Genomic DNA, 23,518 nt, shown 5'->3' with positions numbered 1-23,518 from the left:
CAGAAAATCGATCGCCGGCCCAAACAGTTCATACGTGACCGCTTAGCCCGGAAGCGGTCGTCGGAAGTACGCGCCTTCGGACAGCCGCTTTGGGGCGTTCTGAGCCGACCGCGTCCGATCCGAGGACTGGACATTGAGATGATCGCACCGCGCAGCGAACAGTCGCTCTTCGCCAGCCACGAGCCTTCATTGCCAACGAGCGGGGCGAATAGAGGGACTCTTCATCGACTCGCCCGCGGGCGCTAAAGTTTTATTTGCCAGCGCCGATAGGATCACTATCAATACGTTGGGCGATAAAAAACGTGGCAAAAGACGAAAAACTCAAATCGCATGATTTTTGGCTAACTGCATGCGGCTTCGATACTTACCAGCGCAACTCTAACTTTGCCCGTCTCGATACTCCGTGGAATGCGTTCACTATTGACGAAAGAGTGCTTGTATGTGCTCTTTGGAGCGACCAGATTGTGAGTGTCCGCGATCCAGAGACGGGACAGGCGAGGCGGTTCGTGCGCTTGGGTGGGAAACTCCGGCGGTGGAAGGGCGTTGCGCAAAAGCACGGCGAAGAAGCGCGTGAAAATCTGGACCGGGCAGTTGAACAAAGGATTCCAGTGCTCGGTTACGAAGTCGAACCACATCCCGGACTGCTGGAAACTGGGCAACGGAAGGTAAAGCACTTTTATTTGAACCGGGTGACCCAGTTGCGGGGCTGGGTAGGGTTGCGTCTGGACGACCTCAAGGAGCGACTCGACATCGACGGTGAGTTCGATCGTCGAGGAATCGAGCGCGATGACTATCCCACAATTGCCCCGACGTTGTTCGAGCTCGTAGAGACGACCGCTGAGATACCTGTTTATCGGCGGAGACCTGATTCAGTCGCCGCGACCGCCAATGCGGATGAAGAGGAACACGCTCGCGAGCAAGGCGACGAATTAGAGAATTCCGTACAGGACGACAATGATGGAGAAGTTGGCAACCGCAACGAGGCAAGCAGCCCAGCAGACAGCCGAAAGGTTTTCGAGAGCGAAGAAGATCTCGTCAACCAGCCCGCAGACGGCGATCTGAGCAACGATGAATATGCTCGTCTTGCGTTACCGCTTCTGGTGCATCACGTGCTTCGTCAGACCGACAATGTGATGAAGACGATCACATACTCGGATCTGGCAGAAGAGCTTGGTCGACGCAATAAGCATGGTGAGCCATGGCCCCGCGGCTTGGGTCAGGTATTGGGCAGGGTCTCTGCGATCATTGAACGCGCCGGCTTGGATTACCGTGATCCGCCACCGTTGCTCACGTCCGTAGTAGTTCTTTCGTCTGGCCAGAATGCGGGGTTGCCTGGTAGCGGACTAAAGAATGAATGGCGTGGCTATGAATCGCTGCCCTACAAGGACAGGAAGGCGAGAGTGATGCTCGAGTACAGTCGCGTCCTTAGCTATGGAAGTCGCTGGAACGATATATTGCGAATCGCCAGCTTGCCAGAGGCGAGTGTTCCACCCGATCAGGTTCGTCGCAACGGTGGATGGGGTGGAGGCGAGTCGCAAGCCCACAAAGCCCTGAAACGCTTCGTGCTCAACAACCCGGCGCTATTCGACGCGCCAGTCGACTGCTGGCTCCAAGAGACAGAGCATGCACTTCACTCTGGTGACGGACTCGATGTCATGTTCAAGTCCGAAACGATGTGGCTTGGTGTCGAGGTGAAATCGCGTGTGTCGGACGGGAACCTGGATGACTACCGCCGTGGACTCTTTCAGGTAGTCAAATATCGGGCGGTTTTGGAGGCCCAGGCACGCGTCGACCATCCTGCCGGGCCGCCTCAGGTGCGGGTCATCCTTGTGCTTGAGAGTTGTCTGCCATCGGAACTCAGGCAGGTTGCGGAGATGCTTGACGTCCCATTCATAGAACAGATAGTTCCTGAGTCCTGAGGCAACCGCTCGGGAGCAGACTCCGCGAAGTCCGGCGCGGCGATGACACAACAGCCGCACCACTTTGATCAGCGAACGTCGGCTCAGGCAGATGACCCACCAGCAGCCTTTCCGCGACGAAAGTCCGCTTCACTCTTTAAAGAACCATTGGTGCTCGATATGCCGGAAGTCGGCTCAGGGTCGAAAACTGCCCGACAGGAAATCAACACGCGTGAGCCATGGCAGAGCCCATCGCGCAAAGGCTTATCTGGCGCTTGCGGCAATGCTGCCCATCGCCGTCTCGTCGTACAGCGTGTCGGCACCGTACGTTTTTCAGTGGCGACCAACATCGATCTTCTTGACCATTGATCTGCGCGGTGCAATCAGACGGTAACCGCTAGAATTGCGGTTTTAACCCGGAATACGCCAATGTCTTTTGCCTCGCTTGGCCTGATCGATCCCTTGCTGCGTAATTTGCAGGACCTCAATTACCAGACACCTACGCCGGTGCAGGTCAAGGCGATTCCTGCTGTGCTCAAGGGCAAGGACGTCATGGCTGCGGCGCAGACCGGCACTGGCAAAACGGCGGGTTTTGCGCTGCCGCTGTTGCAACGGCTGGTGCAACACAGCCCGGCGGTGTCCAGCAACCGCGCGCGTGTTCTGGTGCTGGTGCCCACGCGTGAACTGGCCGAACAGGTGCTGCAAAGCTTTATCGCTTACGGCAAAGGTCTCGACTTACGATTTCTGGCCGCCTATGGCGGCGTGAGCATCAACCCGCAGATGATGAAGTTGCGCAAAGGCGTAGATGTGCTCGTTGCCACGCCGGGCCGTTTGCTGGATCTGAATCGCCAGAACGCAGTGCAGTTTGATGAAATACAAACGCTGGTGCTGGACGAAGCCGACCGCATGCTGGATCTGGGCTTTGCGCGCGAACTCAACGCCGTCTTTGCTGCCCTGCCCGTTGAGCGCCAGACGCTGCTGTTCTCCGCGACGTTTACCGATGATATCCGTGCCATGGCGGCGGGCATTCTGCGCGACCCGCTCAATATCAGCGTCAGTCCGCCCAACGCCACGGCCAGCAGGATCAAGCAGTGGGTGGTGACGGTGGATAAAAAGAACAAGCCTGACCTCTTCATGCACCTTGTTGCTGAGAACAACTGGGAGCACGCGCTGGTGTTCGTCAAAACCCGCATTGGCGTGGATTACCTGGCGGCCATGCTGGATGAAGCGGGCTATGCGGTCGACACCATCCACGGCGACAAACCGCAACCTGCGCGCCTGCGTGCGCTGGAACGCTTCAAGACGGGCGAAGTACAGATGCTGGTCGCCACCGATGTGGCTGCGCGCGGGCTGGATATCGACGACCTGCCGCTGGTGATCAACGTTGATCTGCCGATCGTGGCGCAAGACTACGTGCACCGTATCGGCCGTACCGGCCGCGCGGGCGCGAGCGGCGTGGCGGTGTCCCTGGTATGTGCCGACGAAGCGCCGCAACTGGCTGCGATAGAAGCGCTGATCCGGCAAACGCTGCGCCGTGAAGAAGAGCCGGGTTTTGAAGCCGAACACCGCGTGCCGCAAACCAGCGCGACGGGCGAGATCATCAAGAAACCCAAAAAGCCCAAGAAGCCCAAAGTGCAGCAAGCTGCGCCGGGCGCCATGCAGGTGCCCAGCAAAAAACCGCGCCCGCAGAGTGGCGAAAACAAACGTAAGCCTGCGGCGCAGCGCGCTGTGGCGACGGGTAAAGGCACCGGCTTTTCCAGCGGCAGCCCGTTCAGCGTACAAAAGCCACGCAGCAAACCCGCCGGCAAGCCAGCTGCGGGTTCAGTCAAGCCGGCTGGCAAATCCGCTGGTGGCCGCGGCAAACCTCAGCCCTGATACGTGGGGACGAGCAACGCCAGTCTTGGAGCAGGTTAGTGAGCAGGGCGCTCTATCGAATTTTCCCGCTGCATACCTGAATTATTTCCGCTGGACGTCCCGCAGCAAACTTGCCATGGCGCGGACCTTGGGCGGCGGAGCTTCCTTGCGCCGATATCAGGATCAACGTATGACCCGTTCCGAACGTCTTCTTAGTCTCCTGCAAGTGCTACGGCGCTACCGCCGTCCCGTGAGTGGCCAGGCTTTGGCCGAGGAACTCGGTGTGAGCATCCGCACGCTATACCGGGACATCGCCAGTTTGCAGGCGCAAGGAGCGATGATCGAGGGGGAGCCGGGGGTTGGTTATGTGATGAAACCGGGCTTCATGCTGCCGCCAATGATGTTCCGCTCAGAGGAGCTCGATGCTTTGGTTCTTGGCATGCGCTGGGTGGCTGATCGCTGCGACAAGACGCTATCGGACGGCGCGCTGAGCGCGCTTGCGAAGATAGCTGCCGTGCTGCCCACTGAACTGCGCCGCGAACTGGACGAATCGTCGCTGCTGGTCGGTGCGCCGTTAAAGAGGCCTGCCCATAAAGTCTCGTCGGACCTCCTGCGCGCGGCGGTCCGGGCAGAGCGAAAGCTCAATATTACTTATATGGACGGCAGCGGTGCTGAATCGCAACGGATAGTTTGGCCATTTGCGCTGGTGTATTTCGACCAGGCCCGGGTGCTGATGTGCTGGTGTGAGCTTCGCGCAGACTTTCGGAATTTCCGCTCGGATCGCATCTTGAACGTCGAGGAAATGGAGGAGCGCTACCCCGAAAGACGATCAACGCTGCTTCGCAAGTGGCGCAAGGTAAACCACGTAGCCAGCCGCACCATACTGCCAGAATCTGACAGTATGGTCTCTTAGACTGAGTTCCCTTTCTTGGTCAGGAGCTCAAAATGAAGTTTGCGTCTGTTCGCGTTGTTACCCAGGATGTCGAAGGTCTGATCGAGTTTTACCAAAGGCTTGCCGGTCTCGATGCTGCACGGCCGGCTGATGGCTTTGCGGAAATCCAATTCGGAGGGGCGGTGCTTGCGATTTCGTCCGAGCACCTGATCAAGCTGTTTAATGTCGGTGCCGCCACTGCGGCTGCGAATCGGTCGGCGATCCTGGAGTTTGAAGTGGAGGACGTTGATGCAGTGTTCGAACGGATGAATGCGTCGGGAACAGAAATCGTCATGCCGGCGACGGTGATGCCGTGGGGCAATCGCTCTCTCTTGCTGCGCGATCCGGATGGAAATCTCGTCAACATATTTTCCCGACCCAGGCGCTGAGGAAGGTTGCCGGACCACGGTCACTTTCCCTGACGCAGGTTCCCGTCACGGCCGCTCCACAGTTTCACAAAGCACATCATTCGAGTCTCGGGCGAGCCGTCTATCGGATCGCCGGTCGATGCTCCCGAAATGCGGCGGCAAGCGTACGCAAGGCTTCACGCGACTTCGTATCCGAGAGGCTGGAGTGCAGCACAATTTCCGACGGAGGAAGCGCGGGCAGGCCCAGTGGCGCGCCGACTTCGATGAGACCGAGCGGCGCGACCCGATGCGCGAAGGCCCCGACGGCCAGCCCGGCCGATACGGCAGCAGTAACGGCCGTTGTACCCCCACCGATAAACACATCGACCCAGGCAATCCCCGCTGCGTCCAACTTGCGCGTCGCCACGTTGCGTATTCCGCACGATGCCGAGAGCGACGCGAGTCGCAGCGGCCCCCCTGCACGATGCACGAAACCGGGCGATGCAAACCAGCCCAACGGCTCCAGCGCGAGCACTTCGCCATTGCGGCGGTCGTCCTCGCGACGCAGGATCGCAGCGTCGAGCTTGCCGAGTTCGAACGCGTCGAGCAGTTCGCGGGACGACTCGATCTGTACTTCGATCAGCAAGGTGGGATCGTAAGCGTGCAACCGCGTGAGCAGGACCGGCAGATCAGGGCCCGCGATATGGTCACTGATACCGAGGGCAAGGCGCCGTGTGGTGCCCGCTAGCTCTGCGAGGGCGCGCTCATGCGCCGCGACGAACTCGCGCGCAGCATCCAGAAACGAGGCTCCGCGCGCGGACAGCCGTACTAGCCGCGGCGTGCGCTCGATCAGCTTCTGGCCGAGCCGGTCCTCCAGCCGCTTCAGCTTCATGCTGATCGCGGCCTGTGTCGTGTCCATCGCCTCTGCGGCGCGCGTGAAGCTCTGAAAGTCCGCGACGAGTGTGAAGGCGCGCACCGCGTCGACATCCAGGTTTGCCATGATAATCATCTCCAAACGTTATCACTGATATATTCATTCATCCCATTGAGTTATGGCAAGTGGTATCGCATAGTGCTCTTCATCGACCACCGGTCCGGTCAATCATCACGCTCGCATCTCCATTCGACGAACGATGACACCCATGAGCACACTCGACAAAGCGCGCCTGCATTCTTCGCTCGACACGCACACAGCCGACCCGCGGCGCTGGCTCGCGCTACCCGTCCTGTTGACGGGGGCGTTCCTTCCGATCCTTGACTTCAACGTTGTCAACCTTGCACTTCCGTCAATCAGGCAGAGTCTCGGCGCCACGTCTGGTGAGATCGAATTCGTCATCTCGGCGTATGCGGCAACCTACGCAGTTTTCCTCATCACGGGTGGGCGGCTCGGCGACCTGTTTGGCCGCAAGCGCATGTTCGTGACCGGCGTTGCCGGCTTCACACTCGCGTCGGCATTGTGCGGACTGGCACCGTCCGCTACCGCACTCGTCGCGGCGCGCATCCTGCAGGGCCTGACCGCGACCGTCATGGCGCCTCAGGTGCTGGCCTCCATTCGCGTATTGTTTCCGCCCGCAGAACAGGGACGCGCACTCGCACTCTATGGCGCAACGTTCGGCCTCGCGAACATCTGTGGCCAGGTGCTGGGCGGCGCGCTCGTATCGTTCCATCCGTTGGGGTTCACCTGGCAGGCTATCTTCCTGATCAACGTGCCTATCGGTCTTGTGGCATTCGTCGGCGGTCTCGCGTTTCTGCGTGACTCGCGGGCTGAGCACGCCCAACGTCTCGACATTGGCGGCGTGGTGCTGCTCTCGGTTGCCCTCGGCCTTCTCGTCTATCCGCTTGTCGAAGGACGGGAAACCAACTGGCCGATATGGATCATCGCGATGCTCGTCGCAGCGCCGTTCGTTTTCGCGCTGTTTGTGCGCTTCGAAACGCGCCTGGCCGCGAGGGGTGGTTCACCCCTTGTCGAGTTCGCGCTCTTCCGGGAGGCGGGCTTCGCGGTCGGCGTTGCTATGGCATTCGCGTTGTATATGCTCTCGTCGTTCTATCTGACATTCTCCGTGTACCTGCAAGGAGGCTTGCATCTCTCACCACTTCAAGCAGGCCTGGAGACGTTGCCGTACGCCGTCGCCTATTTCCTGGCGTCCCTTGTCTCCGCTCACGTCGTGCAGCGGCTTGGAAAGCTCGCCCTGACGGTTGGGTTCGCCTTGCAGGTGGTCGGCTTCAGTGTCGCGCTTTTTGCGGTGGCGGGAATGCTGGCGAGCGGTCTTCATGTGGGTCTGGCGATCGCCGGGCTGGGGTTCGGCACGGTCATGCCGTCAGTCATCAAGGCGGTGATCGGTGGGGTTGCGCCGAAGCATGCAGGTCTTGCTTCTGGAATTGTCATTTCGACGTTTCAGATCGCCTCGGCGCTAGGTGTCGCGATCATCGGCGGCGTGTTCTATGCCGAACTGGGTGCCGGTCGCGGAGCAGTTGCGTTCGGTCACGCATTTGCCGTCGCGCTTGGCTGCAACGTGGTGTTGCTGGCCATTGGCGGCGTGCTTTCACTATTCCTGCCCGATCAGCGGCACGCGCCCTCAAAAGCAACTTCCAGCTCACGCGAACCGTCGTGAATATCGCCGCGCTACTTCAAATTCAGCATCCGCGGCCTATACTTTTCAGGGACATTTCGTTTGCTACCTATTAGAACCAGGGGCATTTTCGTATGAGGAACACATCCTGACCCGCAATGGGCTGGTCAACTCTGGCGCTTACTGGTGTAGCTGAGGCGAACCAGGTCGTTCCGGGGTTGAGTGTGAGGGACGTTGAACATCATGACCACAGGCTCGGATCTCGATCTGGTTATCGTGGGCGGTGGCATTGGCGGTGTCATCTGCCTGAAGTACGCCAAAGATGCCGGGCTCAAGACGCTGCTGCTGGAGCGCCGTGAGCGAATCGGCGGACTGTGGCGCGATCTTCCCTCGTGGCAGGACATCCAGTTTCGCAAGGAAGACTGGGCGCTCGGCGATGTCCCACTGTCCGAAGAAAGGCAGCCGGGTGTTTTGCGCAACATCGAGGCCTGGGTCGAACGGTTCGATCTCGCGCCTCAAATCGTCCTCAATGCACCGGTCACGAGCGCACATTCCGGCGAAGGCGGCTGGCAAGTGACAACAGAGGGCGCCTTGTATCAATCGAGGTGGCTCATCGCCGCAACAGGGGGACACAATCGCCCCGTCGTGCCGCAGGTCAAACGGGATGATTCGGCGATCACTGAATATCACTCGTTCGGACTGCGTAATCCGGAAGAGTTGAAAGGCAAGCGCGTCACTGTCGTGGGCGGTGGCGCATCGGCGTACGATCTGCTTGACCTGTGCTTCGCATACGAGGCGAAGAGCATTGCGTGGGTCTATCGTTCCACCAAGTGGATGCGCCCGACGCGCCAGGCCAAGTATCTCGGGATCGACATGCGCCTGTTGGCGAAATACCAGATGCTTGGTCTTTCATCGAGCGCGTTGAACCGCCGCATCAACGAGGACCTGCAGGCAAGGTACAAGAAGGCCGGAATCACGGAGATCATGCCCGAGGGCGACTTCGACATCCGTCACGACCAGCTCATTCCGGGCCGGCCACGTATGATCCAGGGTTTCCGCAGTATCGAGCGCCACCGCGGTGAAGTGCAGTCCGTCCACGGCCAGACGATTCGCCTCGCGAACGGTGAAGAGATCGGGACGGATCTGTTGCTTTGGGGAACCGGGTACGCGATGGAACTTGGCTACCTGGGGCTGGATTCGCTGACAACGGCAGGAGGACTGAATGAAATCTCCGCGCGCTGCTACTCCGCCTTTCGCTCAATCGACGCCCCCAACCTGTTTCTCCTGGCACCTGGCGTGCTTGAGACAAATACCTCGACGCCGTGGGCTTACGCCCATGTAGCGAGGTCGATCATGGCCCACATTGCTGGCACCTCTGTTTTTGTGGACCCGCCGGTTCAGGCTCTTACCAATCATTTCGACCTTGTCAAAATGCTGGCACTGCACGATCGACGAAACTACCCGTTAGGCCTTTGGTACCTCACGTATCTTTGGCTCGCGATGTTCCATCCGAAGGCACAAGCGATGCCGATCCCTTGAGGTACACAGCTGATCGAATCACAGCGCCGTGGCGAGACGATTGAACGAGCGTCCGGGAAGGACCATGGAGTGCGAGACGCCAGCCGAGCGATTCCAGCAAACTATTGCATCGACCGGTTGAGTTCCCCGTCGACCTCGACCAATCGCGAACTCGCAAATTTCAGGTTCTGCGCGCCACCTGCATCACGCAGAGTCGAGCCAGAAGCGGCCAATCGCTCAAGTGCACTAATGGCCATTCGAGTGTCGGCTCCAGCCGGCTTTCCGCCATCTAGTCCGAATCCCCAAGGCTTCCCTGGCACGAAGTATCCGTCGGCAATTTGATTCGCCGCGTTGCCTTCCTGGCATCGTTGCCAGGCCGACTTGTCAGGATGGCGCTGGTAATGAGGTGAACGAGATGATCCGCTCGTGGCGCGAATGAGGGTTGGTCGACCGCCCAGCCGAGGGCCGTTATCAGGGCGAACAGGTCGTCCCCATTCATATCGGCGCGTGCCGTTCCCTCGCCCTGAGCGCGGAGCAGTAGGCGCGCGCCTGCTGAGTGCACCGCTGCGCACGACGCATAAAGCGCGGAATCCGTGTTCGTGTGGGCTGCCGCCATCATGGCGACAACACCCCTGTAGCTTTGGGTGAATACCACCAATTCCCGAAACCAGATGAGAAGTGCTTCGTCAGCCGAAGTCGATGTTTCGAGCTCGGCTGCCTTCTGCGTCAGTGCGTCCAGATGAGTGCATAGCAAGGCTTCGAATAGGGCTTCGCGTGTCGGGAAATGACGAAGCAGTGTGGCCAACCCGACGCCGGCCCGGCGCGCAATGTCGCGCATCGATGCGTCGGCACCATGCTCGGTGATGACGTCACGCGCGACTGTGAGGATCTGGCTGCGATTTTTTTGAGCGTCGGCTCGCATAGGAGATGTTGACAAGTGGATCAGTGATCCATATAGTGTTTATGTGGATCGGTGATCCATATAATACAGCGCTGTATGGCATTTCTCCAGCTTCCACGCAACTCCAATGAAAGAGCACATGAAATGAACAGACTGAATGGAATGACCGCCGTGGTCACCGGCGGCGCTACCGGCATCGGCCTCGCCGCGGCAAAGCGCTTCATCGAGGAAGGCGCATTCGTCTTCATCTTCGGCCGCCGGCAGGATGCACTCAATGCGGCTTTGGCCGACCTCGGGCCTAATGCCCGCGCGGTGAAGGGCTCTGTCTCCAATCTGGCCGACCTCGACCGACTCTACGCGGCGGTGAAGGCCGAGCGCGGCACGCTCGATATCGTCTTCGCCAATGCCGGGGCGGGAAGCCAGCTTCCGCTCGGCAAGATCACATCCGGGCACATTGACGAAATCTTCGACACCAACGTAAAGGGCTCGATCTTCACGGTCCAGCAGGCGTTGCCGCTGATGGGTGCGGGTGGTTCGATCATCCTGACCGGATCGAGCGCCGGCGCCACGGGCGCCCCGGCATTCAGCGCCTACAGCGCGAGCAAGGCGGCAGTGCGCAACCTCGCGCGGACCTGGGCGGCGGACCTGAAGGGCACCGGCATCCGCGTAAACGTGCTGTCGCCCGGGCCGACGGCGACCGAACTCGCGAAGGAAGCGCTGGGCGAGGAAGGCGTGAAGGCCTTCGGCTCGATGACTCCGCTCCAGCGCATGGCCGATCCGGCGGAGATCGGGGCGGTGGCCGCCTTCCTCGCGTCACAGGACAGCAGCTTCATGACCGCCAGCGAAGTCGCTGTTGACGGCGGCCTGGCGCAAATCTGACGTGCCACGCCCGGCCGGTCACTCCAGTGATCCGGTTATGCACACATCCACTGAGGAAAATGAAATGGAACGATCTCTTGAAGGAAAAACTGCTCTCGTTACCGGAGCATCGCGGGGCATTGGCCGCGCCATCGCCGAACGTCTTGCAAAGGATGGCGCGACGGTCGCGCTGACCTACAACGCCAGCAAATCCGGCGCAGACGAAGCGGTCGCGGCCATCGAGAAAGCGGGAGGCACCGCGTTCGCGATCCACTCGGACCTCGTTGACCCGGCGACCGTCCCGGCCCTGTTTGAGAGACTCGATGACGAGTTCACCAGGCGGAAGGGAAGCAAAGCGCTCGATATTCTGGTGAACAACGCCGGCAATTCCGGCTGGGTTGGCTTCAAGGACGCGACGCCGGAGAGTTGGGACACCCTGATTGCGGTCTACGCCCGCGCGCCCTTCTTCATCGTTCAGGCTGCTCTGGACCGTCTCGCAGATGGTGGACGCATCATCAACATCTCATCCGCTGCCGCCACGAAGCCCGTAACAGCCGCACCCGTCTATTCGATGGCCAAAGCGGCCATCAACAACCTGACCCATGCGCTCGCGTCCGAGTTGGGGCCACGCGGGATTACCGCGAACGCCGTAGCGCCGGGCTACACGCGAACGGACGTGAACGCCGCCATCCGGGAGAATCCCGAACTCGTAAAAGCGGTCGAGGCCGAAATCGCGCTGGGACGCTTTGGCGAGCCTGCGGAAATCGCCGCCGTCGTGGCATTTCTGGCCTCCGATGACGGCCACTGGGTGACTGGTCAGACGATTGAAGCGAGCGGCGGCTACAAGCTCTGAGCGCGCCGAAAAATCAAAGGAGAACTTATGAGCTACGCAATCATCGGCTTCGGCAAGATCGGCTACGCGCTTGCCAAGGCGTTTGCCCGCAGCGGTATCGAAGTATCCGTTGCAACCACGCGCGACCCGGAAAGCTTTGCGTCCGACGCCGCCGCGATCGGACCCGGAATCATTCCCAAAACCCTGGCGCAAGCCGTCAAGGCAGACACCATCTTTTTAGCTGTCCGTTTCGAGTCGCACCCGGAGATCGCGAAAGCGCTGCCGAACTGGAAAGGAAAGACCATCATCGACGCGATGAACACGTTAGCCCCGCTTGAGGAGCTGGACGATCTCCCGTCCTCAGTTTTCGTCGCGAAGGCGTTCAGCGGAGCCAGGCTGGTGAAAGGCTTCAACCATCTGGTCGCTGCCGTCCTTGACCAGGACCCGGCCGTACACGGTGGCAGGAGAGTCGTGTTCCTGGCGAGCGACGATGACGGCGCAGCAGCGGAGGTTGGTGCGCTTGCGGAAAAGCTCGGTTTCGCGCCAATCAACCTCGGTGGGCTTTCGGAAGGTGGACTGCTTGTGCATGCGCGCGGGAATAGCTGGGGTCAACTGATATTCAAGGATCTCGTCAAGTTCAAATAGCGGCGCGTCACGACAAAGTCACAGCGGCCACGCGCATCGCCAGATGCATGCGGGGATCTGATCGAGATTCAGTTAGTGCTTCTGAGCGAATGCCTCATAGCCGCTAACGACCCACCGGCCCCGAGCGCTCGTAACGGCAGACGCGATGCGAGCGAATGTCCGTTCGGGATTGGAAAGCGGTCGTTGCTGACATGGCGACCCGGATGACGGCTCGGGTGTCGACTCCAGCCTTCCGCGGACGAAATCGCGAAAGCCCACTTTGCTAGATCGAAATCAGGCCGGTTTCGGCCAGAATCCGACACTCAGCCGGATTTTCGTAACGGCCGGTCACGCGCGAATAGCCGCCAAGGAGATAAATAAGCCGTAAGCCAGCATTGATCGACGCTCGCCGGCGCTGAGGCGTGAAGAGCGCTGCGGGTTGGCCGCCCTGAGCGCGGCATCGTCCGGCGACGTTCTCCGCCTGTCTGCACGGCAGCTTGAAGCCGACATTGGCGCGAGTTGCATGATGCCGTCGAACTTGAATGGCCATGCTTCCTCGCGCGCAACCAGGCATCAGAGCGTGCCGGTCATCGCCGCAAACGCCACTTCGAGGTCGGCCCGGAGGTCGTCCGGGCTTTCAAGACCAATGTGCAGCCGCACCAGACGGCCCTCGTCAGCCTGTTCTGCGTTGCGCAGGTGATGAGGAATCGCAGGCATGACAAGACTCTCGAAGCCGCCCCAACTCGTCCCCAAGGCAAAGAGCCTAAGCGAGTCGATGAATCGCGCGAACGACGCTTCATCGCATTTTGTCAGCTCGATCGTGAACGGGCCCGCTGCGCCTGAAAACTGATTGCGCCAGAGGTCATGGCCGGGATCAGTATCGAGCGCAGGAAATAGCACACGACGCACCTCCGGACGGTTCTGTAACCATTCGGCAAGCTCCATGGCGGTAGCTTGATGCCGACGCATCCGGACGGACAGCGTTCTAATACCACGAAGAGTAAGCCAACAAGCGTCGGGGGCCGCGTGTGTGCCATTGAGGTCACATTGCGCCCGCACTTTCTCGAGCGCGTCATTCGTTCCCGTGATCAGTCCGAGCAACAGATCGGAATGTCCGTTGATGTACTTGGTGGCCGCGTGGATGGAGAGGTCGATTCCAAGAGCATGAGCCCTGAAAAACACGGGTGTACCCCATGTTGAGTCGGCTGCGACCGGAATGTTCGCCGATTTCGCCATGGCACATATTTGGCGTATGTCGTACATCTCCATGGTCAATGACGCTGGCGATTCAACGAAAATCAGGCTCGTGTCTTTTCGAATGCGTGCTTTGATGTCGTCGGCTGGGCCGTAGAACTCAACATCGGTCCCGGCAGGCACCAGTACCTTTTCGCAGTAGGCCCTTGTCGGGCCATACACACCATCGCTGACCAGAACGTGACGGCCAGGACCGCTGAAGGTAGCCAGGACCGCGACGATTGCAGACAGGCCGCTGGTTGTCGCAATACACCCTTCGGTTTCCTCAAGAGCAGCCATCATTCGCTGCAGTTCGAATGTCGTCGCCGTGCCTGAGCGGCCATACCGCAGGGAGTCAAATACCTTTTCGCCATAGCCTTTCCTGAAGGTAGCGAGCGAGTCCGAGACGATGGTCGACGCTCTCACGAGAGGTGGATTCACCGCACGGACCGCGCTTGCAGTCTCTCTTCCTAGATGGACGATTGCAGTTTCTTGTTTCATAAGTTCTGTATCTTCAGGAGTGGTCCGATTTCAGGTTCTGTACCCGAATACGGGTTACGGGGACACTGGGCAACGAAGAGCCGATCGCGATCGCAAGTGATGGATTTTGCACCGTGTGACTTCGAGATCTGGACGTCAGGGAGTGCGTCGAGGGGTGAATGTGCGTGCAATAATAGGCTCTCCTGCAAGGGCCTACTTTCGCAGTCGGGCCAGCTTTATACGAGAGTGGGCCATGGTACGCCACATGCTGATCGACGCTGTTGATGACGCCGCAGCGTCGATTATTGCCGTGGGGAATGACTACCCTGATGGCCACGTTATTCCGCCGCACTCCCACCGGCGCGGTCTGCTGTTATGCGGTACCTCGGGCACGCTCGTGATGACGACATCGCGTGGATCCTGGGTGATGCCGCCGCGGCATGGCATGTGGATTCCACCGAAAATCGAGCACAGCGTGCGGGCCGTCGGATCCGTGCAGATGCAGAGTCTGTATCTGGAGCCAGGTAAGACGACGGCAATGCCAGCGGAGGCACAGGTGGTCGCGATTCCACCCTTACTGCGCCTTCTCATCGCTGACGCGTTAGATCTTCCTGTTGACTACGCGCCAGGTACTCGGGCCAGTGCACTGATGGCCTTGATTCATCATGAGGTGCTGCGTCTTGAGGTGTTGCCGCTGTCGCTCCAGTATCCGGAGCATCGGGCTCTCGCCGAACGCTGTCAGCGGTTTCTGCTCAAACCGCGTGTCTGTGAGACCACAGACCAGTGGAGTGCTGACCTGCATATGAGCCGCCGCGCGTTCACGCGACTGTTTCGTGCGGAGACCAACCTGAGTTTCGTGGCGTGGCGGCAGCAGGCATGTCTGACGCATGCATTGACGCTCCTGGCATCGGGAACGTCCGTCACGACGGTGGCTCTGGAATTGGGGTACGACAGTCCGGCGGCGTTTTCCACGATGTTCAAAAAGGCACTTGGCGTCTCACCACGCCTGTACGGCGTTTGAATCCCTGGCGCTACGATCGCGAACTGAGCTGGTCAGTTCGCAATTCGTTCGTCCGCCCTTGGACGGTACTGCGCTGGACATGTTGAAACTTGTCGGGTGAAGACGGTGAAGCAAAACACCCTCAGGTTCAAGCTGCTGTGGTCCCAACTCAGCCTTCAGATATAACTGAACTGCGGGCCATGAATCGTTAACCGAGGTTATCGAAGGGGACGTCGCAATGTCTCATCGCACCGTCAAAGCAGCCGCTTGCGATGAAGGGCGGTGACTGACCGTGCTGGGTCGCGTGCTGCCGGTCGCATGAGACGGCGTTGGGCCAGTCTCGGCCGTTCGACATCGAGTGGTCGATTGTCAACGATCGAACTGCGAGGCCATTCCCTTTGACTTTGCTTGGCAAGTATTACAGTCAATTCGCATTAGGTTTTGTCCAGCACCGTGGGCCTTGGATAAACGCGCATGTCTCTTGCGGCTTATGGACATCGGAAATAACTCAGACAGTAACAGTGGCGTCTGACCCATGAAACGAACTGTCGGGTGAGCTAATCCTGTGGGTGAGCCAGACCAGCATGACGAGTGCAAACACGTTCACGCCTATTTGACCAAAGCCGTACCAGACGGCAGACAGAACAGCGTTGAAGCCTAGAGTGAACGAAAACTGAAAATGAGGAGTCAGTACGTGGACTATCTGGATTGCCCAGAAACACAGCCCTAGATAAGCCGCCCAGCGCTTTTCCTTAAGACAACCAAAACCCGCGGTTGCACCTGCGACCGCTAACGTTAGATTGCTGATCAGAAAAAGCGGGGGATTGCCGTGAGTGGATGCAATCCACAAAGTCCAGACAGCGCCCAACAATCCGTGGACGGTGAGAATGACTGCGATGACCTTGTCTTTCATTGCCATACTCTCCGCCCCCGGCCCTTTGCTGTAGTCTCGGCGTATCGGTTCGATTCAAGACCCGCGTCGTGTTGTAGATGTGCAGCGAGGCAAGGTCTGCGCCTGACTATTACGCAGACGGTGCCCAAGGCCCTGGGCGCGGTCAGCATTACCCTCTGGTTCCCCTTGCGGGGTGTCCGTCCCCTCGCCGCAAAATCATTATATCGACATCCCGGAAGAAGTTGAGTGGGTGGCTGCGTCAGTGCAGGATGGAAATTTGTTGCGCCCGACCGTCCGTTGACGAGAACGCTGAGAGACTGTTCAGGGTCGCGCACAGCCAGTCGTATCAGGTGGAGTTCGGCAAACCTGCGATGCTCTCCGTTCGTCCCTGTGCGGCCACGAGCGGCCAATCACCGATCGAGGCTAAATGGTTGACAATAGCTGTCGTCCTATACCAGACCTGAGGCCCTAAGTCGCATGAGAATCGCTCTTCAAGATCCGTTCAGCGTCGTCATTGACGTTGTGGGAATAGACGAACGTCTCCCCTCAATGCAATGCACTGTCGCCGTGAAAGCAGACCAATTCGAGCAAAGGCTGGAGTATCGCGATCATGTATGGATATCCTGCTCGGCTTGGGATTCGTTCTTACGCGGACTGGCCTCCAATGATTGCTTAGATCCAGAATTGGTTGATATGGACCGCAGAGTTGCGCTGCGTATTTTGAAGTCAGCGATCAGCTGTCAGGTGTCTTTTGAAGGATCAAGGGCTCATCTAACTGGAATGGTCTGTAAAACGATGATTCAGGCGCCACTTCATCGTGACGATCTTGCGGTGGTTCACCGTAAGTTCGCCGATTTCGACCGTTGGTGGTAAGCACGGACGAGACCAAAGGCGACGGCAGGCGGCCACAAGCGACCGGTCAGCCTCACTTCTTGTTCAGGCGTTTCAAGAAGTCAGGGTCAATCCACGCGCGTCGCACTTGCCCTTCCTCTAGCGTGACTGGCCGCGGCTCGGTAAGTCGGTCGATAAACGCGTTTTCGGATGCTGCGAGCCTTGTGACGTTGCCCGTTTCGTGGTCCCAAAAAGAGACGCCATCGTCGGTGCGAAGGAAGTAGTTCCCGCAGTCATCGACGGCAAATGGCTTGAAGGACGAGCTGAAAAGCTCATTTCGGTCGCCTTGTGGAAGCGTCCGGATAACCCCGTATTCTTCGCCAGCATCGTCGTGAAACACTTTGCCATATATCTTGTTCCAGTCCATCGTTGGCCTCTGAGAAGTCGATGCGCCCGATCGTATCAGGACAGCGATCTAGCGATTGTCTTGTGCGTTTTGAATGACCGCTTACTGGAAGCGCAAGGGACCGTTGTGGGTCGAGCGCTGAAGTTCGGCCAGGAACGGACGTTCGACAGCGGTGTACAGATCGTCGACAATTGCAAGCATAAAATGTCGGCCACTCCCGGTCAACTCCGGCCAATAGCGACTGTTTTCCTCTCCAGACAAGGCGTTGCGACAATGGGCATCAGCAAGTGGTTTGAGCGCGCTCGCAAAGATACTCACAAGGCTGAACCATTCGAGATCGTGACTTTGGAGGCTGCGCATCGAGTGATCTCCCCCATTGTTGATGCGGCTTTAGACGGGAGGGGATTTGAGGCAGTGGCACCGCTAAAGTGGGTACGATTTGATGGAACGCCCATACGGCAGATGTTTGCATTTCAGGCATGGAAAGGCGGCGTAATAGCGCCACGATGGGGCCTGTCCTTTGACTTTGTCCCGCACGTATCGGGTAGCTCTGTTCGATGGCATCGAACCAATAAATCTGCGATGTTTGATCTCGCTGTCGACGCGCGCGACAGGGTCTTGGACGTTAGTCTTATTCGCGGAGAGAATATTGTCGTTCAAAGGTCGGCAGCGATCGTCGATAAGGCAGTCGCGCGCGCAGACGAGTTTTGGCGACGGGTCAATTCGATCGAGGATGTTGTTGCGGCATTCGAATGGCTGCGAGGCTATCTGTCGACAGGGGGCTTGGGATTCTACAACTACGTCCAGCATCCCATCGCGCTTGCGTTCGTGCTCGCAAGGGGCGGCGACGTAGCTGGCGCACGTCGGGAGCTGGACCGCTTTCTGGCACGGCGGTCGCCGGAAGATCCGGTTTCGATACGCCTCAGCAAACTGCTGACCGAAGCCATCTGCACCGCATGACTGCGGGCGCGCTCGCGCAATGCCAATAGTCCGGGTTCGGCCAGAAACAGTCGCTCGACGACCTGCGGTGAATCGTTGACAATTGGTTTCGATGTCCTCGCTTACGTAGACCAAGAAAAATGAACTTCCACGAAACTACCGTGACATTCGATGATGTTTCAGCGCTAACCCACGCGGTGACGAAATTCGGACCAGTTACTATATTCAATTTTGTTGCGAATGGCCGGCATGAATATGCGGTGCAAATTGGTGGGAAAGTTTGCGTGGAACCGAAAATGACGGTTACCGCCCTGCTTGGGGAGGCCGGCAATTGGCAGACGCTGGAGGGTTGGATCGACCATCAAACTGGTCGGATTGAGGGCGCCCCCTCAACTTCTTCGTTGCGATTCTCTGCACTTCTATTTGGCAGTCTATTTCTCATCGTACTCGTGTTGGGCGCTTCTTTTTGGTCTTGGGGCCGAGGCGAGCATGGGCTAGCGATAGGGATGGACTTGGCATTCGGGTTTGGCGCTTTATATACCTTCGTAGGTTGGTATCGGGGGAGCAAAATCCGGCACCACCTTGAGACGGTAAAATCAGGCAACTTGGTGACCGCTCGATCAGGCTGATTGCGGCCAGGAACAGCCGTTCGACTGAACGAGTTAAATGTGGACAATCAGTTTTCCTAGGTCTCAGGCCACGCACACATAAAACGTATGGTTCGCCCGCCCCGTCAAGCCGACCTGATAGTGGACTTCTCTTTAACGGCTCATAGATCAGATGGTTCATTGAAGGAGGTCATTTCAGGCTACCGCCCAATCTACAAGGTGCGTGCCGATTACTGGTCTTCCGCTCACCACGAGTTCGTAGACGCAACGGGTGTCTGCACAGGGCAGCAGTGCAAGGCAGAGGTGTGGCTCCTTTCACCTGAGGCTTATCCACATACATTTTGGATTGACCGACGTATTGAAGTAGCTGAGGGGTCAAGAGTTGTCGGCGTTGCCGACGTTCTGCAAATACTCAATCCACTGCTTGGACTACGCACAAATGGTTAAGCGAGATCGTTTGTTTAATTTGAGCCTCTGGATTGATGTACTGTGGGGGAACAAGCGGGCAGTTGTGGTTCTCATATCGGCAATCGCGGCGATTACCTATGTGTTTGATGTCTTGCCTGGGCAGCAAATGCGGGAATTCAGGTCGCAGCCGACGGTCACCGAGTCAGGCAAGGTCATCGCGCTTGGTCGCGAGTCAATTACCGTTCAACTCGCAGATGGCCCCATCTCCACGCCGACCACTCTGTCAGTCCACGTCGGCGAGACCGTTGAGGTTCAACACATGAAGGAGTTTCCAGCCCGCGTGGTAAGCATCCGTCGTGTAGATAACAAAAGCGTTCCCTCATTTGCGCCATGAACGGCTGCTTTACGGCGGGGCGATTGATCGCTCGGGGTCGAGGTGGGTCGCGCGCTATCCGGCAGAGTTCGGCCACTTTGAGACGTCCGACAGGTTGGGTTGGATCGTTAACAATTCAGCACCGTTGACCATGAGGGGGCTCATGCTTGAGCAACTACAACGCGAAGTCCGCAAGTTCGGCACCGATCAGATCTTTCATTTTGGAAGACCGCTCACATCGCATCTTGTCGAGACCAGCAGATGGCTTAAGACATGGGGCAGCCCACGCGCTCTAGTTGCAGCCGGTGCCTTTCACAGTATCTATGGGACTGAAGAGTTTCGTGAAAGAGCCGTCTCACTGGAGCGACGCCCAGAGATACGGGAGATCATTGGCGAAGAGGCCGAGGCGCTTGTCTATCTCTTTTGCCTGGCAGATCGTCATGCGCTCTTCTCTGCCCAAGCGGCCGGTTCTTACTCGGTTCCTCTTCCATCCCTTGGAACCCGCGCGGAACTTGATGAACCGACGTTCGCTGCACTTTTGGAACTGGAAGCAGCAAATATCGTCGATAGCGCATTGCATCAGGCGGACGCTCCATCCACCGCAGGACGGTTCTGGTTGGAACGGTTTGAGTCAGTCAAACCTTGGCTCTCTGACAGGGCCTACCACACTGCCCGCGACGTCTTGACGACTTGGCGCGCGGAGACGGTTCGTGAGCGAATGAGGATGGAGGGATGGTTGACCGATATCTAGCCGGACGACTTTGTGTTGACGTCGCTCGGCTACGAAGGAACGAGTGACCGCTTTGAAGTGGACTGAAGGACCGCTGTGGGTCGGGAGGGGCCGATTGCGGCAGCGAAGGATCGGCCGGTCCATGCCGTTTACATGAGGCAGTGACCGGCCAAGAGCAGTCCTTCGACAACTACGCAGAAATCACTGACAATCCGACTCGTAGTCGAACCGCCAATCGCACTTAAATTACGAATGTATTGGAATTTCAACGTTTCGGACTTTAGACGTGAGCACATTCAAAAGCGATCTCTACGATATCTGCAACATTGTCGCAAACGAGTTCTCCGGTTGGAAATTCTCTTCCGGTCAATTTAAGAACAAGTCTTTGAAACACACCGATTTGATCGTGCACCCAGGTTTCGGATTCGAACGAGGTACGACACCACTGCAACCCGGTGTGACTTTAAATAACAAGCGCGCGATGAGATTGTCAAAGCAATTGTTTGGGGCGGTCCGAGAGACATCGATAGTCAATTTCCAGGTGATCGCGCATGCGCTGGTTCACATGCCAGCACATCTGCGGCTTGGTGCCCTGATCGTTGAGGAAAAGGATGCGTTCCTCACGGCGGCGAAGACCACACCAGCTGTCGAGGGGATCACTCTGGACATTTCTGAAGCATATCCTGTCCTTGTTGCGATGATGAAGGATGGTATCTCCTTCATTGAAACTCACTACGACTTGGGAAGCGAAGAGGCGCTCTTGAAGGCACTCCCGCCCGTCTACACGACGCGACACGAGAACTTACCATACGATCAGATGGAGCAACAGAAAGGTGTCCAGGTATGCCTGGCTCACACGTTGTTCGGGGATTTCGAGTTTGTCGAACGCTATCTAAGTGATGAGTTCAGAACCATCTTTCCGAAACGTACTGATGAACTGAAGAAGATCGTCGACGCACTGCCGCGATTAAAGAAGCTCGATTGCGAGAACGGCTAGGCAATTTAGTGACTGGAGGTTCTGGACGCGGCCGGCATTCGCCGCTGGAGATGCTTGCGGGGTTTAGGCCTCGCGCTGCGGCATCAGTTGTATCGACGTGGTAGATTTAGACGGAGAGTCGGTGGCCTGCGAGCGAACAATAGGAAACGTTGTCCGCGAATGTCTGATAACGAGAAAGCGGACTGCCTCTTGTGGATCGAACTGGGTCCCTCATCATCGGGCGGAGCTCACCACCTACGGACATCCGACCGCTCGCTCACGCGGACACTCTAACATCGGCATTAGCCAGACAACGTACCTTCACACTCGGCCTCTGCCCCGCGTCGTCGGCTCAGGCGGATGGCCACTGACCACGGTTGCATTTTCTCCCCAGCATCGAAAACTGTACATGTTGGCCAACTGAACGGGCTGATATCGTGTTCAACGCTTTGGACTGCAGGTTGCTGACAAACCTATCGCTTTGAACAGGAGCATTTCATGAAACTCCCGATCTATCAGATCGATGCATTTTCGGACAAAGTCTTTAAGGGTAACTACGCTGCGGTGGTGCCGCTCGAACACTGGCTGCCCGATAGCTTGATGCAGGCGATCGCTACCGAGAACAATCTGTCCGAAACAGCATTCTTCGTGAAAAATGCTGACGGTGCGTTCGACGTGCGCTGGTTTTCGCCTCTCACCGAAATCGCATTTTGTGGACATGCCACGCTGGCAAGTGCATATGTGATCTTCAAGCAATGTGACGATCTGGAAGTCATCGAATTTGTTGCGAAGGCAGTCGGTCGGCTTACTGTTCGCCGTATGGACGACGGTCTGATTGAAATGAGCTTCCCACAGCGTCGGCCTGAGCAATTGAACGAGATACCCGACAACCTGACGATGGGGCTTTCGATACGGCCTCAAGAAATACTGGTAAATCAGCAAGCCTACGTCGCCGTCTACGCAACCGAACACGAAGTGCGATCCATTGTTCCCGACCTCAATCTGCTGTCAACGCTTGCTCCGCTCGATGTGGTCGTGACGGCGCGCGGTGAGAACCACGATTTTGTGTCCCGCTACTTCTGGCCTGCCAATGGCGGCGATGAAGACCCGGTGACCGGATCCATTCACGCTGCGCTTGCACCATTCTGGTCCGAGCGTTTGGGCAAGCCCGAACTCGTGGCCTTGCAGGCGTCACGCCGCAGCGGGCTGCTCTATTGCCGCGTACTGAACGACCGGGTGTATATCTCTGGCCAGGCCGTTCAATATCTTGAAGGGACAATCGAAGTTCCTGACGCGTAGGAGATAAAGTTCACGCTGCGTAGAGTCTTTCGCTGCAGTCCCGCGCTCCGATCACGCACGTCGGCCAACACCACTGCAGGCGCGGCCGATACATGTTCGAAGCTGCCTTGAGGCCGCGTCAGGTCGAAGGGCGGCTCTGGAGCGACTCATAGCGCTTGAGCGCATTCCACAATGAACCCAGCGTAGATCAAAGCCCACCTCGATCAAATCCCTCGGACAGTAGTTCGAATTTCCAATCAGCACCCTCGTTCGAAGGAACAGGCAGTGAACCGCATACATTCGTCGGCACATTCCGAAGCGCCCGGAGATGGAGGGCATCGACGAATCCTGGATGCTCTTCATGACCATGGTTGGTCGGAACAGGACAATTTTCTTCCACCGGACTTGACACTCGAACTCGCACTGGAATGTGCAGCGCTTGAGGTGGCCGGGACGCTCGCATTGGCGCGGGTCAGCCAGGGTGCGGCGCGTTCGCTCCAGCCCGGTGTACGCGGTGACCGGATTCGCTGGCTGGAGGCGGGGCAATCCGAAGCCTGCGATCGATATCTCGCGATCATGGAAACGCTGCGTATCGCGTTGAATCGCAGGTTCTTTCTGGGACTCGACGAATACGAGAGCCATTTCGCGTTCTACGCGCCTGGCGACTCGTATCTGCAACATCGCGATCAGTTTCGCCACGACGACAGCCGCACCGTGTCGGTTGTCGTCTATCTGAATGCAGACTGGCTGCCTGAGCATGGCGGTGAATTGCGACTGCATCCGGAGGGCTTGGACATGTGGGACATCTCGCCGGTCGGCAGCCGGATCGCGATGTTTCTATCCGCCGATATGCTGCACGAAGTATTGCCCGCGACGCGCGAGCGCATGTCGCTCACTGGATGGTTTAGACGCCGTGCGTAATGCCCTTGGCTTTGGCGTGTTCACGTGCGGCGAACTGCTGGCAGCGCCAAACACGACCCTGAAGACTCTCGTCCGGTTCATATCTGCTGCATTCAGCGAGTGATCGAGGT

Annotated in this window: 24 protein-coding genes; 19 read left to right on the top strand and 5 right to left on the bottom strand. The window is 58.1% G+C overall.

Features of this window, described 5'->3' with window-relative positions; genetic code table 11:
* The first annotated feature begins 302 nt into the window (after window positions 1–302).
* The 5 genes from BCY88_RS37415 to BCY88_RS37400 all read left to right on the top strand — a co-directional run bounded on the left by BCY88_RS37415 (window position 303) and on the right by BCY88_RS37400 (window position 5,072).
* A complete protein-coding gene (locus tag BCY88_RS37415) occupies window positions 303–1,919 on the top strand; it encodes a hypothetical protein (RefSeq protein ID WP_120349106.1) in 1,617 nt (538 codons plus the stop codon).
* Between the two features lie 42 nt (window positions 1,920–1,961).
* Window positions 1,962–2,267, top strand: coding sequence for a hypothetical protein (locus BCY88_RS39720; RefSeq protein ID WP_147408616.1), 306 nt, complete (start codon window positions 1,962–1,964; stop codon window positions 2,265–2,267).
* A gap of 60 nt (window positions 2,268–2,327) precedes the next feature.
* Complete coding sequence (locus tag BCY88_RS37410) at window positions 2,328–3,773, top strand: DEAD/DEAH box helicase (protein WP_120349105.1); 1,446 nt, start codon at window positions 2,328–2,330, stop codon at window positions 3,771–3,773.
* Window positions 3,774–3,942: 169 nt separating this feature from the next.
* Complete coding sequence (locus BCY88_RS37405; protein ID WP_120349104.1) at window positions 3,943–4,665, top strand: helix-turn-helix transcriptional regulator; 723 nt, start codon at window positions 3,943–3,945, stop codon at window positions 4,663–4,665.
* Window positions 4,666–4,697: 32 nt separating this feature from the next.
* Window positions 4,698–5,072 carry a VOC family protein gene (locus tag BCY88_RS37400; RefSeq protein ID WP_120349103.1) on the top strand — a complete coding sequence of 125 codons (375 nt, stop codon included), beginning with the start codon at window positions 4,698–4,700 and terminating at the stop codon, window positions 5,070–5,072.
* A 100-nt stretch (window positions 5,073–5,172) separates the two neighbouring features.
* Here the strand turns inward: BCY88_RS37400 and BCY88_RS37395 are convergent, their stop codons facing one another.
* Window positions 5,173–6,030: a LysR family transcriptional regulator gene (locus tag BCY88_RS37395; protein WP_120349102.1), complete on the bottom strand. Its 858-nt coding sequence runs from the start codon at window positions 6,028–6,030 to the stop codon at window positions 5,173–5,175.
* Between the two features lie 142 nt (window positions 6,031–6,172).
* Here BCY88_RS37395 and BCY88_RS37390 point away from each other — a divergent pair, with 142 nt between their 5' ends.
* Both BCY88_RS37390 and BCY88_RS37385 read left to right on the top strand, forming a co-directional pair.
* Window positions 6,173–7,642, top strand: a complete 1,470-nt coding sequence (locus BCY88_RS37390; RefSeq protein ID WP_120349101.1) for an MFS transporter — start codon at window positions 6,173–6,175, stop codon at window positions 7,640–7,642.
* A 201-nt stretch (window positions 7,643–7,843) separates the two neighbouring features.
* Window positions 7,844–9,139 (top strand): flavin-containing monooxygenase, encoded by a 1,296-nt coding sequence (locus tag BCY88_RS37385; protein ID WP_120349100.1) that lies wholly within the window; start codon window positions 7,844–7,846, stop codon window positions 9,137–9,139.
* Between the two features lie 268 nt (window positions 9,140–9,407).
* On the opposite strand, the gene BCY88_RS37380 is transcribed toward BCY88_RS37385, so the two are convergent.
* Complete coding sequence (locus tag BCY88_RS37380; protein ID WP_120349099.1) at window positions 9,408–10,040, bottom strand: TetR/AcrR family transcriptional regulator; 633 nt, start codon at window positions 10,038–10,040, stop codon at window positions 9,408–9,410.
* Window positions 10,041–10,163: 123 nt separating this feature from the next.
* On the opposite strand from BCY88_RS37380, the gene BCY88_RS37375 reads away from it, so the two are divergent.
* From BCY88_RS37375 to BCY88_RS37365, 3 genes are all read left to right on the top strand, one after another.
* A complete protein-coding gene (locus tag BCY88_RS37375; RefSeq protein WP_120349098.1) occupies window positions 10,164–10,898 on the top strand; it encodes an SDR family NAD(P)-dependent oxidoreductase in 735 nt (244 codons plus the stop codon).
* 64 nt (window positions 10,899–10,962) lie between these two features.
* Window positions 10,963–11,730 carry an SDR family NAD(P)-dependent oxidoreductase gene (locus BCY88_RS37370; RefSeq protein ID WP_120349097.1) on the top strand — a complete coding sequence of 256 codons (768 nt, stop codon included), beginning with the start codon at window positions 10,963–10,965 and terminating at the stop codon, window positions 11,728–11,730.
* A gap of 27 nt (window positions 11,731–11,757) precedes the next feature.
* The gene (locus BCY88_RS37365; RefSeq protein ID WP_120349096.1) at window positions 11,758–12,354 is read left to right on the top strand and encodes an NADPH-dependent F420 reductase; all 597 of its coding nucleotides are present in this window, start codon (window positions 11,758–11,760) and stop codon (window positions 12,352–12,354) included.
* A 552-nt stretch (window positions 12,355–12,906) separates the two neighbouring features.
* On the opposite strand, the gene metC is transcribed toward BCY88_RS37365, so the two are convergent.
* Entirely contained in the window at window positions 12,907–14,067 is a 1,161-nt protein-coding gene (gene metC, locus BCY88_RS37355; protein WP_120349094.1) for a cystathionine beta-lyase, read from the bottom strand.
* 244 nt (window positions 14,068–14,311) lie between these two features.
* Here metC and BCY88_RS37350 point away from each other — a divergent pair, with 244 nt between their 5' ends.
* Complete coding sequence (locus BCY88_RS37350; protein WP_220669723.1) at window positions 14,312–15,067, top strand: AraC family transcriptional regulator; 756 nt, start codon at window positions 14,312–14,314, stop codon at window positions 15,065–15,067.
* 487 nt (window positions 15,068–15,554) lie between these two features.
* Here BCY88_RS37350 and BCY88_RS37345 read toward each other — a convergent pair whose 3' ends face one another.
* The gene (locus BCY88_RS37345; protein ID WP_220669722.1) at window positions 15,555–15,959 is read right to left on the bottom strand and encodes a hypothetical protein; all 405 of its coding nucleotides are present in this window, start codon (window positions 15,957–15,959) and stop codon (window positions 15,555–15,557) included.
* Window positions 15,960–16,415: 456 nt separating this feature from the next.
* Between BCY88_RS37345 and BCY88_RS39715 the strand changes: the two genes are divergently transcribed.
* Window positions 16,416–16,811, top strand: coding sequence for a hypothetical protein (locus BCY88_RS39715; RefSeq protein WP_147408615.1), 396 nt, complete (start codon window positions 16,416–16,418; stop codon window positions 16,809–16,811).
* 52 nt (window positions 16,812–16,863) lie between these two features.
* Here the strand turns inward: BCY88_RS39715 and BCY88_RS37335 are convergent, their stop codons facing one another.
* Window positions 16,864–17,196, bottom strand: coding sequence for an SMI1/KNR4 family protein (locus BCY88_RS37335; RefSeq protein WP_220669721.1), 333 nt, complete (start codon window positions 17,194–17,196; stop codon window positions 16,864–16,866).
* 252 nt (window positions 17,197–17,448) lie between these two features.
* On the opposite strand from BCY88_RS37335, the gene BCY88_RS39710 reads away from it, so the two are divergent.
* From BCY88_RS39710 to BCY88_RS37300, 7 genes are all read left to right on the top strand, one after another.
* Window positions 17,449–18,135 (top strand): hypothetical protein, encoded by a 687-nt coding sequence (locus tag BCY88_RS39710; protein ID WP_147408614.1) that lies wholly within the window; start codon window positions 17,449–17,451, stop codon window positions 18,133–18,135.
* Window positions 18,136–18,254: 119 nt separating this feature from the next.
* The gene (locus BCY88_RS37325) at window positions 18,255–18,743 is read left to right on the top strand and encodes a hypothetical protein (RefSeq protein WP_147408613.1); all 489 of its coding nucleotides are present in this window, start codon (window positions 18,255–18,257) and stop codon (window positions 18,741–18,743) included.
* A 403-nt stretch (window positions 18,744–19,146) separates the two neighbouring features.
* Window positions 19,147–19,524, top strand: a complete 378-nt coding sequence (locus BCY88_RS37320; RefSeq protein WP_147408612.1) for a hypothetical protein — start codon at window positions 19,147–19,149, stop codon at window positions 19,522–19,524.
* A 142-nt stretch (window positions 19,525–19,666) separates the two neighbouring features.
* Window positions 19,667–20,254, top strand: a complete 588-nt coding sequence (locus BCY88_RS37315) for a DUF6817 domain-containing protein (RefSeq protein ID WP_147408611.1) — start codon at window positions 19,667–19,669, stop codon at window positions 20,252–20,254.
* 265 nt (window positions 20,255–20,519) lie between these two features.
* Window positions 20,520–21,230 carry a hypothetical protein gene (locus BCY88_RS37310; protein ID WP_120349086.1) on the top strand — a complete coding sequence of 237 codons (711 nt, stop codon included), beginning with the start codon at window positions 20,520–20,522 and terminating at the stop codon, window positions 21,228–21,230.
* 477 nt (window positions 21,231–21,707) lie between these two features.
* Window positions 21,708–22,508, top strand: coding sequence for a PhzF family phenazine biosynthesis protein (locus BCY88_RS37305; RefSeq protein WP_120349085.1), 801 nt, complete (start codon window positions 21,708–21,710; stop codon window positions 22,506–22,508).
* 384 nt (window positions 22,509–22,892) lie between these two features.
* Window positions 22,893–23,408 (top strand): 2OG-Fe(II) oxygenase, encoded by a 516-nt coding sequence (locus tag BCY88_RS37300; RefSeq protein ID WP_259461646.1) that lies wholly within the window; start codon window positions 22,893–22,895, stop codon window positions 23,406–23,408.
* Window positions 23,409–23,518 lie beyond the last annotated feature (110 nt).

This window comes from Paraburkholderia fungorum (assembly GCF_003610895.1).
GTDB classification, from domain to species: domain Bacteria; phylum Pseudomonadota; class Gammaproteobacteria; order Burkholderiales; family Burkholderiaceae; genus Paraburkholderia; species Paraburkholderia fungorum_B.
The sequence above is the reverse complement of the archived record's forward strand: the minus strand, read 5'-3'. Positions and strand labels throughout refer to the sequence as shown.